Raw genomic sequence first — 13180 nt, forward strand, 5'->3', positions numbered from 1 at the left:
CCCTTAGCGTTTCGCCAGACTTGTCGAAAGCTGCATCTTGTTACGAAATCTTCTGATCAGCGCGGATTACGCAGCCAGCGATCACTCGCATGTCGGCTATGGGCAACATAAAATCCCCCCAGCAATCCAACCACTGCAACGATGGCGGTCCAGTATGATGGACGGATGATCAGCAACGATATGGCCGGGGCGCCCGTCACCCCGATAAGGGCGCTCAGTACGGTCTCACGCCGTGTCGGGCCAAAATGGCGCACGGCATGGCAATTGGGGCATTCCTCATCGGTGCGCTGCATCTTGCCGCGACAGACAGGGCACAGCACCACCGTCTCCTGCGCGGGAGGGCGCGGTACGGGCAGATAATTCCCGGTCAGCACGGATCGCTGTCGGGGCAGGGGAGAGAGACGCACCATGGAACCGCTCTTGCCGTTATCGAGAACGTTTTTGCAACAGCAAAATGGCAGCATCGTGCCCATCATGTTTCGCTGACGTATTTTCCGAAACCTGACGGTCTCCCCTGCACACCGAGCCGAAGATCAGGGATTCTGATCGTGCTCCCCTGCGGCGATGCGCGCTTCGACGGCAAGGCGCCAGGGCGCGTCGGCTGGCGCGGCATCGAGTGCCTTTCGATATAGCGCGAGGCTTTCGGCCGAGATATGCCCGTCCTGCTGTGTCTGAAGCTCGGCAATCTGCACGGCCAGTTCCGGAATGAACCGCGCAGACAGGGCCTGACGATAGGCGCGCAGTGCATCATCGGGGCGGTTGAGCGCCTCATCGACCTGACCCAGCAGAACAGACTGACGCACATACTCGAGATCGTCCGGCGTCATGCTGGCGACCTGTCTGTCGAGCTTTTCGAATAGCGCCTGCATGGCGGGAGGGACGTTAACCCCGCTCGTCTTGTGAGGCTGGGCAGGCAGGGAAGGGTGACCATTGGCAAGATAGAGCGCAAAGCCAAAACAGGGCAGGGCCACCAGAAGCACGGCGAAACGCAGTCTCTGATGAGACTGGATCCTGAACGTGGTTTCCTGAAGACGATCTGCAGCCAGAATGCGTCGCTGTATCTCCAGTTCGGCGCGGGAAACTTCACCGGCATCCATCAACCCGTTTTCATGGTCCCGGTCGAGATCGCGCAGTTGGTGACGATAGAGGGCCAGCGCGGAGGCTCTCGCGCTGACGGGTGATGCGACGTCCCGTCGTCTGGGCAGAAGCAAGCTCAGAAGGGGCAGCAGGATGACGAGCGTCGGGATGAGAAAGCCGAGCCAGTTCATCGCGTTATCTCCTGCTCGCGCAGGAGTTCGGCAAGCCGCTTCTTTTCCTGGTCATCGAGGGGCTCGGTTTTGCGCGGGCGGCGCAGCATCAGGGTGGCCAGAATGCCGCCGAGGGCAAGAGCAAGAACCGGCATTGCCCATAGCAGCAGGGTCGAGGCGGCAAGCCGAGGCTTCAGCCTGATGAATTCGCCATAGCGCTGCGTCATCCAGGCCATGATCTGCTGGTTGCTTTCTCCGGCAGCGACATGCTGACGCACCACATGACGCAGATCGCGTGCCAGAGAGGCCGAGCTGTCTTCGATCGACTCATTCTGGCAGACGAGGCAGCGCAATTGCGCGCCGATTGCTTCGGCACGCTTTTCCTGAGTCGGGTTGGGCAGCATCTCTGACGGGTCATCGAGGGCGCGGGCAGGCAGCGCCATGACGCACAGACCAATGGCAAGAGAGGCAAGGACGGCCAGTTTCTTCATGGCGTGGCGTTTGCCAGCGGCAGGATTTCGCGACGGAAAAGCGTTTCATCGAGCGCCGAGGCGCCGTGCCAGGCGATACGACCGCCAGGTACGATCAGAAAGCTTTCCGGTACGCCGCTGACACCCCAGTCGATGGCGGTCATGCCGCTTCGATCGAGTGCCACGCGCTCATAGGGCGAGCCGTCACGGGTGATGAAACGCCGGGCGTCTTCCGGCTTGTCCTTGTAGGCGATGCCCCAGAGCGGAATCTGACGGGCGATTTCCCTCAGCGCAGCCATTTCGGCGACGCAGGGGATGCACCAGGAGGCGAAGAAATTGACCAGAACCGGTTTCGCATTCTGACTGAGAGCGGCGGCATCGAAACCGTCATCCGGGCCCGACAGGCCGGGAAGGGCAAAATCGGGAATGAGAGCGTCGCCCTTGTCCCGCCGAATGGCATGGGGGTCGAAAGAGCCATCCTGCATGGCCGAGAGCATTCTCCAGCAGCCAAAACCGGCCAGCCCGGCTCCCGCGACCGGCAGGGTCATGAGCAGGCGTCGCCTCGTCGAGATCGTCATGAGCGGCTTTCCTGAACGATGGGGGCGTGGGCGCTTCTGTCACGTGCTTTCCTGGGTGCGCCGAAGCGATGGCGCCTGTCGGCGAGGGAGAGGGCACCGCCGAAGGCCATGATGACGCCGCCCAGCCATATCCATGGGGCAAGGGGGTTGTTGTGCAGGCGCAGCACATAGCGGGCATCGGCACCGCTGCCCCGGCTCTCGCCAAGCGCGGCGTAAAGGTCACGTAGAAGATTGGTGCGAATAGCGACATCGGTCGTCACCTGATGCTGGCTCGTGAAATCGCGTCGTGATGGATGGAGCGTGGCAATCACCCGACCGTGGCGCGATACGGTTAGGTCGGCCACAAGGGCCTTGTAATTCGCCCCTGTCTCACGCCTGACCGAAACCAGCCGCCAGTCGAGTGCGCCCTGATGGATTGTCTGGCCGATCCCGATCTCGACCACGGCGTGACGCGCCTGGGACATGCCGGTGATGCCCAGTACCGTTACCCCTACTCCGATATGGGCAATTGCACTTCCCCAGACCGCCCGCGGCAGCCGGGGCAGGCGTTGGCGCACCACGCTCAATCCGTCGCGCAGGCCGAGACGGGCAGCCAGATCGGTCAGGCTCGCCATGATCACCCACAGGGCAGCGGCGGCGCAGAGGATCGGCAGGATACCGTCAAGCAGAAAACAACCGGCTATCAGCGCCATCAGCGCGACCAGAGCCGCCACACGCAGGCGGCGCAGCAGCGGGCGGAGATTGCCGCGCTTCCAGGGGAGCATGGTTCCAAGCGCCATCGCGACCATCAGAGGCAGGGCCAGCGGAATGGTGGTCGCGTCGAAAAACGGCTTTCCGACAGAGAGGGTGCGCCCGGTCAGGATCTGCATGAAAGGCGGATACATGGTGCCGGTCACGACCACGGCGCAGAGTGCGCAGAGCAGGATGTTATTGAGCACCAGCCCGCCCTCTCGCGAGACAGGCGCAAAAATGCCTCCGGGGGCGAGGCCCGGCGCCCGCCAGGCAAAAAGAAGAAGCGACCCGCCGATAACCAGCGCCAGAAGGCCGAGAATGAAGACGCCCCGTGCGGGATCATTCGCAAAGGCATGAACCGAATTGAGAATGCCCGAGCGCACGAGAAAAGTGCCGGAAAGCGAAAACGAGAAGCTGGCGATGGCGAGCAGCACCGTCCAGATACGCAGCGCGTCGCGTTTTTCGACCACGATGGCCGAATGCACCAGCGCCGTGCCTGTCAGCCAGGGAATGAGCGAGGCGTTTTCGACCGGGTCCCAGAACCAGTAGCCGCCCCAGCCGAGCACGTAATAGGACCACCATGACCCCATGGCGATGCCGCAGGTCAGAAAGCACCAGGCAGCCACCGCCCATGGGCGCACCCAACGCCCCCAGGCTGCGTCGACCCGGCCCTCGATCAGTGCGGCTACGGCAAAGGCAAAGGGTACGGCAAAGCCGACATAGCCCGTGTAGAGAACAGGCGGATGAAAGGCGAGGCCGGGGTCCTGAAGGAGGGGGTTCATGCCTTGCCCATCGGCCGGGGCAGGCCAAATGCGGGCAAAGGGGTTGGAAGTCAGAAGGCAGAAAAGCTGAAACCCTGTCGAAACACCGCCAAGAATGGCCAGAACGCGCGCTTTCAGGATCAGCGGCAGGCCCCGTCCGAGCAGGGCGACAGCCCCGCCGCACAGGGCAAGAATAAGAGCCCAGAGCAGCACCGACCCTTCGTGATTACCCCAGACCCCCGTGATTTTATACAGAAGCGGTTTGCTCAGGGCAGAGTTGGCGGCAACATTCTGCACCGAGAAATCATCCTGCACCGCACAGGCGATCAGGCTCAGGAACGAATAGGCCAGCGCCAGAAGCTGCGCAAAGGCCAGACGTGGCGCGAGATCGAGCAGAAAGCGCTGCCCACGCCACGCGCCCCATAGCGGCAGGATGCATTGAGTGAGCGCGAGAACGCAGGCGAAAGCGAGGGCATAATGCCCCTGTTCAGGTCCGAAAAAACTGCTCATCGACCGTTCGAGCCACCTGTTGCCCCACGGGCCATGCTGTTCAGGCTTTCGCTTGATGGCGGCTTGCCGAATCTCGGGTCCCACTTACCGCTGCGCTGCAGGGCAGCGGCGACTTCCTTGGGCATATAGGTCTCGTCATGTTTGGCCAGAACTTCTGACGCGATAAAGGCGGAGCCGCCTCGATAGGTGCCCAGAGCCACAACGCTTTGTCCCTCGCGAAACAGATCGGGCAGAATGCCTTCATAGCGCACGTCGATAGCGGCCTGTCCGTCCGTCACCTCGAACTGGTTGATTGGTGTCTGCCCCTCAAGGCTGCGCCTGAGCGATCCTGCAACAACCATTCCCCCGAGGCGGATCACCCGGTCAGAGGCAGGTGGTGCTTTCAGGACCTGCGATGGCGCCATGAAAAACACGATGCTGGATGAAAACGCGTTCAGCACTAGTCCGGTAGCCACGGCGAAACACCCCAGACAAGCCAGAACCAGCCACAGGCGGCGGCTCTTGCGTGTCATACGTCTTTTATGGCGGCTGCCTTGCGGCTCAGGTGAATGCCGTGACGTCCCGGTTGAGGAAGGAACTGTCATACTGTCGGCTTTCTGCGTGCGTCAGGGCGCTCGAGCAGGGCCAGTCGCGTTGTGGCGCGATGCAGGCGCAGGGCCAGTCCTATGCCAAGCCAGAGAGTGGCGAGCAGCGCACAGCCGTAAGAGGCGGCGATATAGGGCCAGTGGGTATAGGCGATATGAATCATGCCGACTCGCTCAGAGGGCGGGCGCGTCTGGTCAGCATCTGTTGCGCACGTGTCTCTATGATGGCGGCTTTCAGACGTCCTGTTACGAGCGCTGCAAATCCGGTGGCAAAACCGATCATGCAGAGCGAGAGCGGCAGCAGCATCGATGACGGCATGGTGGGCGCATGGGTGAGGGTGATGCTGTCTGGCTGATGGAGCGTGTTCCACCAGGTCACGCTGAACTTGATGATCGGCAGATCGATAACACCGGCAATCGCCAGCACGGCGGCCGCGCGGTAGCCGCGCTGTGGGTCATCGAAGGCCTGAATGAGCGCGATATGGCCGAGGTAGAGAAAAAAGAGCACGAGTACCGAGGTCAGTCTGGCGTCCCAGACCCACCAGGCGCCCCACATCGGCTTGCCCCAGAAGGCGCCTGTCAGCAGGCAGAGCGCCGTGACCACAGCGCCGACGGGACCGATTTCAACAGCAGCGAGATCGGCCAGAGGATGTTTCCAGACCAGAGACAGCACGCCGCAGACGGCCAGAGTGGCGTAGCCCGCTGAAGCCAGAATTGCCATGGGCACATGCAGATACATGATGCGCACCGCATCGCCCTGCTGCCAGTCTGCGGGCGAGAAGAGCAGAGCCCAGACCAGACCGATGGCAAGGAATACGCCTGAAAAGGCGCATAGTGCAGGGAAGAGCCAGCGAGACAGGCGCAGGAAGCGACCAGGATTGGCGAAGCGATGCAGGAAGGCCCCCTGCGCGGGTCGCCCTGACAGGGGCTGATGCGTCGCTTTCGTCACTCTTGGCCTCTCTCCTGCGGCGTTCGGGCATGGTATAGCCCGAGAACGCCCCTATCCGATGAAGTTTTTTTGATCGGAATTCGTTTTGATAATGCAAAAAAATCTGCAGGGGGAGCGGGGCAGGGGCAATTAATTCAGGCATTTTCCACAGACCGAGCCGATGGAAGAGGGGGCGTTGATGCAGTACTGGTTGATCAAATCCGAGCCAGAAACATTTTCATGGCAGCAGCAGGTCCAAAACGGGGTCGAACCCTGGACCGGGGTGCGGAACTATCAGGCGCGCAACAATCTCTCGGCCATGCGCTGCGGCGATCTGGCTTTCTTCTACCACTCGGTCTCGGACAAGGAGATCGTGGGTGTCGTCGAAGTGGTGCGTGAGGCCTATCCCGACCCGACAGCGGAGGGAGAGAAATGGGTCTGCGTTGATGTGAAGGCACGCGGCGCTTTTGCCAATCCGGTATCGCTTGCGATGATCAAATCCGATCCAACCCTCTCGGAAATGGCGCTTCTGCGTCAGTCCCGCCTTTCCGTCGCGCCAGTGCGTGAAAGCGAATGGATCTATCTCTGCCAGCTTGGGCAGTGGCAGGGAAAATAGCCTTTCGGGCCCCTGATCTCTCTGTGGGTCAGGCTTTTGCCGGGGCAGAGAGACATTGTCCGAGCAGCGAGGCAATACGCTGTGGGTCATCCGGGCGCAGTGTCGCAAAACCGATCACAAGTCCCTCCTGTGTTGCGGCGTGGCAGAGGGCCGAAAGCCGGGCAACACGGTAGCCCGCTTGCGCAAGGGCTGTCTGACTGACCAGTTCGAAGCCTTTTTCCACAAAGCGGAGACCCAGTTGCACGCCGCCGCGTGGCCGGGTGACCACAACGCCCTCGCAATTTTGCAGCGCCTCATAGAGGGCTTCACCACGACTTTGATAAAGTCGTGCGATATGGCGCAGATGTCTGCGGTAATGACCCGATTCCATCAGTTCCGACAAAGCAAGCTGGGCGTGAAGATTAGCGGCGCAGCCCATCGTGCGATGCGCGGCCCGCATCGGGTCGATCAGGGCTTCGGGTACGACTATCCAGCCGAGTCGAAGGCCCGGCAGAAGCGCCTTCGAGGCCGAACCGAGATAGATGCATTCCGTAAAGCTGCCATGCGCGGCAAGGGCCGCGATTTCGCGCCCATGCCAGAGAAACTCGCTGTCGTAATCGTCTTCTATGATCAGCGCGCCCTGACTGCGCGCGCGCTCAAGCAGGTCGAGGCGACGCGCAAGCCCCATCCGCCCACCCAGCGGATACTGATTTGAGGGGGTGATGTAGATGAGGCGCGCTTCGGGTGGCAGGGCCTCAACCTGCATTCCGTCGCTATCGACCGGCACAGGGCAAAGCGTCGCGCCTGCTGCCAGAAAGCTCGCTTTCGCGCCGACATAGCCGGGGTCTTCCATGGCGATGACATCCCCCGGATCTGTCATGATCTGGGTAACAAGGCTGAGAGAGGCCTGCGTACCGGGCGTGATCAGTATCTGTTCTGGCCTGATGGCAAGGCCTCGATCGCTGGCCAGTCGCGTGCAGAGGGTTTCCCGAAGGGCCTGCGTGCCATGATAGCCGCCATATCCCGCTTCCTCTCCCCGTGCGGGTCGTGCCTGGCGGCGTAGGATCTGGGCCCAGAGACTGGCAGGGAACTCATGCTCGTCAGGCAGGCCGGGCGCCAGTCGCCCCGTCTCTGTTACATAGGTCGCCTTGCGCGGGTCATGTGCCAGACGTTGCCCGCGTGTCGAGACCCTTGGCGTGATGCTTTCGACCCTGTCGGTCGCGGGGGTGGTCGGCAGGCATGCCCTAGGCCGACTGCCTGGCCGCATCTCGATAATGCCTTCTGCGCGTAGCAGGTCATAGGCCGTGGTGATGGAGCTGCGCGAGAGACCGAGCATCTGCGCGGCATGACGTGTCGAGGGCAATACGGCCCCGTCGGCAATACGTCCGGCGCGTATGGCTGCCCCGAGAGCGGCAAAAAGCTGAACAGGTAACGGCTCGCTGCGTGTCGGATCGGGCAGGAAAAAGGCGGGGAGAAAAACTGGCATGAAGAAATATCGATAAACCGGATCTCGAATCAGTCCAGTTGGCGCGCTAGATCCGTTTCGGTCAAGCGACGATTGCTCAGGACAGATCTAGGAGGCAAGAATGGTTCCCGATTATGCGAAGGCCCGTCAGGGCAAGCGCGCGCATTATGACGAGGCGACCATCCACGCCATTCTCGATACGGGGCTCGTCGGGCATGTGGGTTTCGTGGCCGATGGCAGGCCGATGGTCATGCCGATGGCCTATGCGCGTTGCGGCGGCACGCTCTATCTGCATGGCGCTTCCAAGACGCGGCTGATGGGGCTGGATGGGCTCAAGCTCTGTGTAACAGTAACGCAGCTCACCGGCATCGTGGTGGCACGCTCGTCCTTTCATCACTCGGTCAATTATCGTTGCGCCGTGGTGCATGGGCAAGCGAGGAAGGTGAGGGGCGAGGAGCACGCACGGGCTCTCGATGCGATTACCGACCATCTTCTGCCCGGTCGCAGCAGCGAGTTGCGGGGCATGACCGTGCAGGAACTCAAAGCGACAGGAGTGATCGCGCTCGATATCGAGGCGGCAAGTGCCAAGATACGCACCGGCCCGCCGGTAGAAGATCCGGCAGATCTGCCCTCGACACTCTGGGGGGGGGTCGTGCCGGTTGTGACCGCCCTCGGTACGGGCATTCAGGATGCTCATACGCCAGAGGGGACATTACCCCCTGAGTCCCTGCGAAAGGCGCAGGCGAAATTCATCGCCTGAATTTCGCAACCCGGCGAGGGCGCGTCGTCATGTGTCGAGACGGCCGCCTCCGGCAGCATCCCCCCGCCGCCAGTAACCGGCGGCGCGTATCTGCGTACGGGGTACGGCTTCCTCATTGACCAGATGATCGCGCAGCGTGCGCACGACCTCGATTTCGGCCGCAATCCAGACATTGAGCTTTTCGACCGAGGGCAGAACCACGTGGCGCAGCAGGTCTGGCAGCGTCTCATCGCCACCCTTTTCGCAACGATGCACCTCGATCCAGGCATGGCTGATCAGCGGATAGGTCTTTTCGGTCTCGCGCGTGTCCAGAAGGACGATGGCCCGATGGTTGGGCGCAAGGGTCTCGAGGGTGCGGGCGATGGCGGGCAGGGCGGTATCATCGCCGATCAGCAGATGCGTCGTCAGCGCCTCAGGCGCGATATGCGAGGCTTTGGGGCCCCCCATCCCCAGAACATGGCCCGGCTTTGCCTGGGCAGCCCATTGCGTGGCGGGGCCTTCATCATGCAGCACGAAGTCGATGACGAGTTCCCGCGTCTCTTCATCGAAACGTCTCGGCGTGTAGTCACGCGCGATCAGGCGCGGGTCACGCGGTGCGCTGCGGTCGGCGCCAAGATCGGGCAGAACCGGCGTGTCACTGCCTGGTTGCGGGAAGAACAGCTTGACGTGATCGTCCACGCCAGCGGTCACGAAGTCATGCAGATCTTCGCCGGTGAAGACGATACGGCGCATCGTATCGGAAAGCGGAATAATCTGCGCGACCGTGATGCGTCTAAGCCGCAGCGCATGACGGATCTTTGTGGGAGCCAGGCCGTCCTGAGTCATGCGCTCTCTCCTTCGGCAATCTCGGCAGCGGCACGGGTCAGGATAGCCGCGATGCGACGCGCCTCGATCGGGCTGCACCCGCGTCGTGCGTAAAGCGTGGTCTTGAGAAGATGCCGGGCCTTGTGGAGACCGTCGGCGGCTTCAGGGTCCAGATCGTGCAACCCGGCAAAAGCCTCGCGCACCTCGCTCATGCGGGCGCCGATACGCTCGAGGATATCGAGAATACGATCGGCTTCTGCCTTGTTTTTGGCCAGATGCGCCCCGCCGGGTTCGGTAATCGTATAGAGCTTGCGTGTGCCTTCCTGCGTGACAGCGGCGAGGCCGATTTCCTCGAGATAGGTCAGGGCCGGGTAAACCATGCCGGGGCTCGGCTTGTAGAAGCCGTTCGACCGCTCCTCGAGCCTGCGGATGACTTCATAGCCATGGGCAGGGCTCTCTTGCAGCAAGGCGAGAATCACGAGCTGCAACTCCTCGGCGCTGAGCTTGCGACCGCTCGGAATATCGCCGCCGCGATGGCGGCCGAACCGCCCGCCGAAACGATGGCCTGACCCGCCGCCGAAGCCGTCGTGACGGCTGAAGACATGGCGTAGATGATGGCGAAAGGGCATTTGTATCTCCTGTTATATCTTAAGAGTGTCTTATCTTAAGATATAACGCAAGATGTTTTTGCGCGCGTTGCTGTTTGAGAGAGGTTCCGGCGGGCGTCAGTCGGTGAAAGGGACCTGCCCTCTGAGGCATTTCAGAAGGCAGGCTGAGGCTGGGCGAGGCGTTCAGCAGGCCCAGACGGTCTTGATGTTCATGAACTCGTAGAGACCGAGTTCGGTCAGTTCGCGACCATAGCCGCTGGCCTTGATGCCACCGATAGGCAGGGCCGGGTCAGACGCGGTAATCCGGTTGATGAAGACCCCACCCGCTTCGATGCGCTGCGACAGCGCCTGACCGAGCGCCGCGTTCTGGGTCCAGAGACTGGCGCCCAGCCCATAGGTGCTGTCATTGGCCAGAGCGATGGCGTGATCGGTATCGTGTGCTTCGATCAGACAGGCGACCGGGCCGAAAAGCTCTTCCCTGAAAGCCGTCATCTGAGGTGTGACACCGGCGAGCACGGTCGGCTCGTACCAGGCGCCGGGGCGATCGCCCGGTTCGCCACCCACCACAAGCCGGGCCCCTTCAGCGACGCTGCGACGCACCTGCTCATGTAGCCCGTCGCGAAGGTCAGTGCGCGCCATGGGGCCGATGAAGGCGTCATCATCCAACGGGTTGGTGAGAGAGAGGGCACGCACTTTCGCGAGAAACTTCTCGCTGAAGGTTTCGGCAATCGGTGCCTCGAGAATGATGCGCTTGGCAGCGATGCAGACCTGACCGCAATTGGCGAAGCGGGCAGCCACGGCGGCATCGACGGCCTTGTCGAGATCGGCGTCGGCAAGCACGATGAACGGGTCCGACCCGCCAAGCTCCAGCAGGGATTTCTTGCCATATTGTCCGGCGATACCGGCCAGAATGCGCCCGACACGCACGCTGCCTGTCACCGTCACACCGCTGATGCGCGAATCCGCAATGACATGGGCAGTCTGTTCGCGAGAGAGATTGGCGCTCATGAAGACGTCATCGAGGTCGCAATCGGCTGCGATCTCGTTGAGCAGCAGGCCACAGCCCAGCGTGTTTTCCGCCGGTTTGACGATGAAGCCATTACCCCCGACCAGAATGGGCACGGCCGCCCTGATGATCTGCCAGTAGGGGAAGTTCCAGGGCATCACGGCAAGAACGATGCCGGTCGGCGCATAGCTGAGATGGGCCTCACCCATGGGCACAGGCATAGGCTTGTCACGCAGCAGGGCAGGAGCGTGCTTGCCATACCAGTCGATCACTGCAGCGCATTTCTCTATCTCTGCCCGCGCAGAGGTGATCGATTTGCCCATCTCGAGCGTGGCCAGACGCGCCAGCTCTTCCTTGCGTTCACGCAGGCGGGTGGCGAAGCGATGCAGAAGATCGAGGCGTGCGCCGAGCGATTTGGCCCGCCAGCCCTCGAAACCCCGCTCGACGCGTCGCAGCATGTCCTGCAGGGCGCCATCCGTCAGAAACGGATAATGCGCCAGGGTTTCACCACTGGCCGGATTGACTGTTGTAACACCGTCATTCGGGTGCGGGCTGGTCATGATCTCTACCTCTGGTTGTTGGTCCATAAAGCCGTGCCGGCGGCGTCAGATTGCGCGACCACATCCGTCTGCCCGTTGCCCGGTGAACCGGCATAATTGTGATACGCCGAGTTTTCATAGGGTGGGCGTACCGGCGCATTGAATTTCACCGGCCAGCCCAGAAACGAGAAATGCGACGGTGCATCATTCGGCAACTGGGTGGATTGATGCGCTTCCGACCCCGGCAGGCCGAGCGCCTGATGGGATCGGACGGTATAGGAATAGCCACGCAACGAATTGTCAAAATCATCTGTCACCTCATAGCCATGGGGCGGCGGCGGCGCGCCACCATCGGGCAGGGCGACTTTTTCGACCGGGGTGAGCGGGCGTTCCATGGCATGGAGTTGTGACGCGGGATCGGCAGCAGCGCTTCCGAGACCCAGAGGCAATGAGGCGGCCAGCGCGGTCATGCAGAGGCCGAACTGGTAAAGGGGGAATGTCCTGAGCATCGGGGTGTCCTGTTTGCGATATCCATCCACCTAACAGGGGAGCCGCTGTTTCGTTTTCTCCTGACGTTGTAGGATGAAAAAAAAGCAGCCTCGCGACAAACTTTGGTGACTGCCGGGTGTGTCAGGCGTTGCGTCGGGTGCAACGGACCTTATGTCCACACGCCCGTGCCAGGCCTCGCCGTGCAGGCGCGCTCAGTTCAGGGAGAACAGAATTCATGGCTTCAGCGACCGGATCGACAATCCCGGGAATCGGCGAAATCGCCCCGCTTTCTCTCGACAGCGAGTCTCTGGCGCAGCTTCAGTCTGCGCTGGCCAAGGTCGAGCACGGGCGCGGTGTGCTCGTGCGTCTGGCCGACCTGATGGGCGGCGCCGTCGGTCAGGCGACTCGTCTGGGTATGCAGGGCCTTGGCATGGCGCCCAATATCCAGGCCAAGCTGCAGGGTCTGGCCGAGGCATCGATCACGCGGGCTTTCGACATCGCCATTCTGGGTATGGCCCAGGAATCACCGGTCAAGGCGCCGAAATGGCGTGATCCCGCGGCTCAGGCCGCTGTCGCCGTATCGGGCGCGCTCGGTGGTTTTGGCGGTGTCGTCGGGCTCATGCCTGATATCGGGTTTACGACCCTGACGATCATGCGCGAAATTGCCCGTGTCGCACGCGAAGAGGGTGAGGATCTGAGCGATGAGGATACGCGTCGCGCCTGTCTTGAGGTCTTCGCTCTGAAGGGTTTTCTGGCTGGTCAGGCGGGTGACGAGAGTGAACTCGGGTTCTTCTCGGCGCGGGCCTTGATGCGCGGCAAGCCCATTGTGCTGCTGATTGCCGAAGTCGCCTCACATTATGGAATCGGCCTGTCGCGTAAATTCGCCCTGCAGATGGTGCCTGTGGCGGGCGCGCTCTGCGGTGCGTCGCTGAACGCGGCCTTCCTGTCCCATTATCGCGCTGTAGCGCGGGCGCAGTTCACGATCAGGCGTCTTGAGCGCCAGCACGGGCCCATCGTGCGCGATACCGCCCAGCACATGCGCCATACAGGGCCGTCCGACGCCACCTCGTGATGCCGCGCATTATGGGGTTTCCGCGTGGGATC

At 62.0% G+C, this 13180-nt stretch carries 16 protein-coding genes; 3 read left to right on the forward strand and 13 right to left on the reverse strand.

Annotation, left to right across the window (positions count from 1 at the left end):
* Positions 1–56: 56 nt before the first annotated feature.
* From IEV53_RS01600 to IEV53_RS01635, 8 genes are all read right to left on the reverse strand, one after another.
* Positions 57–410 carry a hypothetical protein gene (locus tag IEV53_RS01600; protein WP_229719474.1) on the reverse strand — a complete coding sequence of 118 codons (354 nt, stop codon included), beginning with the start codon at positions 408–410 and terminating at the stop codon, positions 57–59.
* A 123-nt stretch (positions 411–533) separates the two neighbouring features.
* Positions 534–1268 (reverse strand): c-type cytochrome biogenesis protein CcmI, encoded by a 735-nt coding sequence (ccmI, locus tag IEV53_RS01605; protein WP_188424946.1) that lies wholly within the window; start codon positions 1266–1268, stop codon positions 534–536.
* Complete coding sequence (locus IEV53_RS01610) at positions 1265–1738, reverse strand: cytochrome c-type biogenesis protein (RefSeq protein ID WP_188424948.1); 474 nt, start codon at positions 1736–1738, stop codon at positions 1265–1267. The genes ccmI and IEV53_RS01610 overlap by 4 nt, the downstream gene beginning before the upstream one ends.
* Positions 1735–2295: a redoxin family protein gene (locus tag IEV53_RS01615; RefSeq protein WP_229719475.1), complete on the reverse strand. Its 561-nt coding sequence runs from the start codon at positions 2293–2295 to the stop codon at positions 1735–1737. Before IEV53_RS01615 ends, IEV53_RS01610 begins: the two co-directional genes overlap by 4 nt.
* On the reverse strand, positions 2292–4298 hold the full coding sequence (locus IEV53_RS01620; protein WP_188424949.1) for a heme lyase CcmF/NrfE family subunit: 2007 nt from the start codon (positions 4296–4298) through the stop codon (positions 2292–2294). The genes IEV53_RS01615 and IEV53_RS01620 overlap by 4 nt, the downstream gene beginning before the upstream one ends.
* Positions 4295–4810, reverse strand: a complete 516-nt coding sequence (ccmE, locus tag IEV53_RS01625) for a cytochrome c maturation protein CcmE (RefSeq protein WP_188424951.1) — start codon at positions 4808–4810, stop codon at positions 4295–4297. Before ccmE ends, IEV53_RS01620 begins: the two co-directional genes overlap by 4 nt.
* Positions 4811–4878: 68 nt before the next feature.
* On the reverse strand, positions 4879–5046 hold the full coding sequence (locus tag IEV53_RS01630; RefSeq protein WP_188424953.1) for a heme exporter protein CcmD: 168 nt from the start codon (positions 5044–5046) through the stop codon (positions 4879–4881).
* Positions 5043–5831, reverse strand: a complete 789-nt coding sequence (locus tag IEV53_RS01635) for a heme ABC transporter permease (RefSeq protein ID WP_229719476.1) — start codon at positions 5829–5831, stop codon at positions 5043–5045. Before IEV53_RS01635 ends, IEV53_RS01630 begins: the two co-directional genes overlap by 4 nt.
* A gap of 178 nt (positions 5832–6009) precedes the next feature.
* Between IEV53_RS01635 and IEV53_RS01640 the strand changes: the two genes are divergently transcribed.
* Complete coding sequence (locus IEV53_RS01640; RefSeq protein ID WP_188424955.1) at positions 6010–6426, forward strand: EVE domain-containing protein; 417 nt, start codon at positions 6010–6012, stop codon at positions 6424–6426.
* 28 nt (positions 6427–6454) lie between these two features.
* On the opposite strand, the gene pdxR is transcribed toward IEV53_RS01640, so the two are convergent.
* A complete protein-coding gene (pdxR, locus tag IEV53_RS01645) occupies positions 6455–7891 on the reverse strand; it encodes a MocR-like pyridoxine biosynthesis transcription factor PdxR (RefSeq protein WP_188424957.1) in 1437 nt (478 codons plus the stop codon).
* 100 nt (positions 7892–7991) lie between these two features.
* On the opposite strand from pdxR, the gene IEV53_RS01650 reads away from it, so the two are divergent.
* A complete protein-coding gene (locus IEV53_RS01650; RefSeq protein WP_188424959.1) occupies positions 7992–8630 on the forward strand; it encodes a pyridoxamine 5'-phosphate oxidase family protein in 639 nt (212 codons plus the stop codon).
* Between the two features lie 27 nt (positions 8631–8657).
* Here IEV53_RS01650 and IEV53_RS01655 read toward each other — a convergent pair whose 3' ends face one another.
* From IEV53_RS01655 to IEV53_RS01670, 4 genes are all read right to left on the reverse strand, one after another.
* Positions 8658–9455, reverse strand: coding sequence for a siderophore-interacting protein (locus tag IEV53_RS01655; protein WP_188424960.1), 798 nt, complete (start codon positions 9453–9455; stop codon positions 8658–8660).
* Positions 9452–10063: a PadR family transcriptional regulator gene (locus IEV53_RS01660; protein WP_188424962.1), complete on the reverse strand. Its 612-nt coding sequence runs from the start codon at positions 10061–10063 to the stop codon at positions 9452–9454. Before IEV53_RS01660 ends, IEV53_RS01655 begins: the two co-directional genes overlap by 4 nt.
* A gap of 162 nt (positions 10064–10225) precedes the next feature.
* A complete protein-coding gene (locus IEV53_RS01665; RefSeq protein WP_188424964.1) occupies positions 10226–11608 on the reverse strand; it encodes an NAD-dependent succinate-semialdehyde dehydrogenase in 1383 nt (460 codons plus the stop codon).
* A gap of 5 nt (positions 11609–11613) precedes the next feature.
* Positions 11614–12096, reverse strand: a complete 483-nt coding sequence (locus IEV53_RS01670) for a hypothetical protein (RefSeq protein ID WP_229719477.1) — start codon at positions 12094–12096, stop codon at positions 11614–11616.
* A 215-nt stretch (positions 12097–12311) separates the two neighbouring features.
* Between IEV53_RS01670 and IEV53_RS01675 the strand changes: the two genes are divergently transcribed.
* The gene (locus IEV53_RS01675; RefSeq protein WP_188424966.1) at positions 12312–13148 is read left to right on the forward strand and encodes an EcsC family protein; all 837 of its coding nucleotides are present in this window, start codon (positions 12312–12314) and stop codon (positions 13146–13148) included.
* Positions 13149–13180 lie beyond the last annotated feature (32 nt).

This window comes from Asaia siamensis (genome assembly GCF_014635085.1).
Taxonomy (GTDB): Bacteria; Pseudomonadota; Alphaproteobacteria; order Acetobacterales; family Acetobacteraceae; genus Asaia; species Asaia siamensis.

Excerpts from the sequence above, each read along its gene's own strand:
- IEV53_RS01600 (WP_229719474.1), bottom strand. The coding sequence starts at position 410 with ATGGTGCGTCTCTCTCCCCTGCCCCGACAGCGATCCGTGCTGACCGGG.
- ccmI (WP_188424946.1), bottom strand. The coding sequence starts at position 1,268 with ATGAACTGGCTCGGCTTTCTCATCCCGACGCTCGTCATCCTGCTGCCC.
- IEV53_RS01610 (WP_188424948.1), bottom strand. The coding sequence starts at position 1,738 with ATGAAGAAACTGGCCGTCCTTGCCTCTCTTGCCATTGGTCTGTGCGTC.
- IEV53_RS01615 (WP_229719475.1), bottom strand. The coding sequence starts at position 2,295 with ATGACGATCTCGACGAGGCGACGCCTGCTCATGACCCTGCCGGTCGCG.
- IEV53_RS01620 (WP_188424949.1), bottom strand. The coding sequence starts at position 4,298 with ATGAGCAGTTTTTTCGGACCTGAACAGGGGCATTATGCCCTCGCTTTC.
- ccmE (WP_188424951.1), bottom strand. The coding sequence starts at position 4,810 with ATGACACGCAAGAGCCGCCGCCTGTGGCTGGTTCTGGCTTGTCTGGGG.
- IEV53_RS01630 (WP_188424953.1), bottom strand. The coding sequence starts at position 5,046 with ATGATTCATATCGCCTATACCCACTGGCCCTATATCGCCGCCTCTTAC.
- IEV53_RS01640 (WP_188424955.1), top strand. The coding sequence starts at position 6,010 with ATGCAGTACTGGTTGATCAAATCCGAGCCAGAAACATTTTCATGGCAG.
- pdxR (WP_188424957.1), bottom strand. The coding sequence starts at position 7,891 with ATGCCAGTTTTTCTCCCCGCCTTTTTCCTGCCCGATCCGACACGCAGC.
- IEV53_RS01650 (WP_188424959.1), top strand. The coding sequence starts at position 7,992 with ATGGTTCCCGATTATGCGAAGGCCCGTCAGGGCAAGCGCGCGCATTAT.
- IEV53_RS01655 (WP_188424960.1), bottom strand. The coding sequence starts at position 9,455 with ATGACTCAGGACGGCCTGGCTCCCACAAAGATCCGTCATGCGCTGCGG.
- IEV53_RS01660 (WP_188424962.1), bottom strand. The coding sequence starts at position 10,063 with ATGCCCTTTCGCCATCATCTACGCCATGTCTTCAGCCGTCACGACGGC.
- IEV53_RS01665 (WP_188424964.1), bottom strand. The coding sequence starts at position 11,608 with ATGACCAGCCCGCACCCGAATGACGGTGTTACAACAGTCAATCCGGCC.
- IEV53_RS01670 (WP_229719477.1), bottom strand. The coding sequence starts at position 12,096 with ATGCTCAGGACATTCCCCCTTTACCAGTTCGGCCTCTGCATGACCGCG.
- IEV53_RS01675 (WP_188424966.1), top strand. The coding sequence starts at position 12,312 with ATGGCTTCAGCGACCGGATCGACAATCCCGGGAATCGGCGAAATCGCC.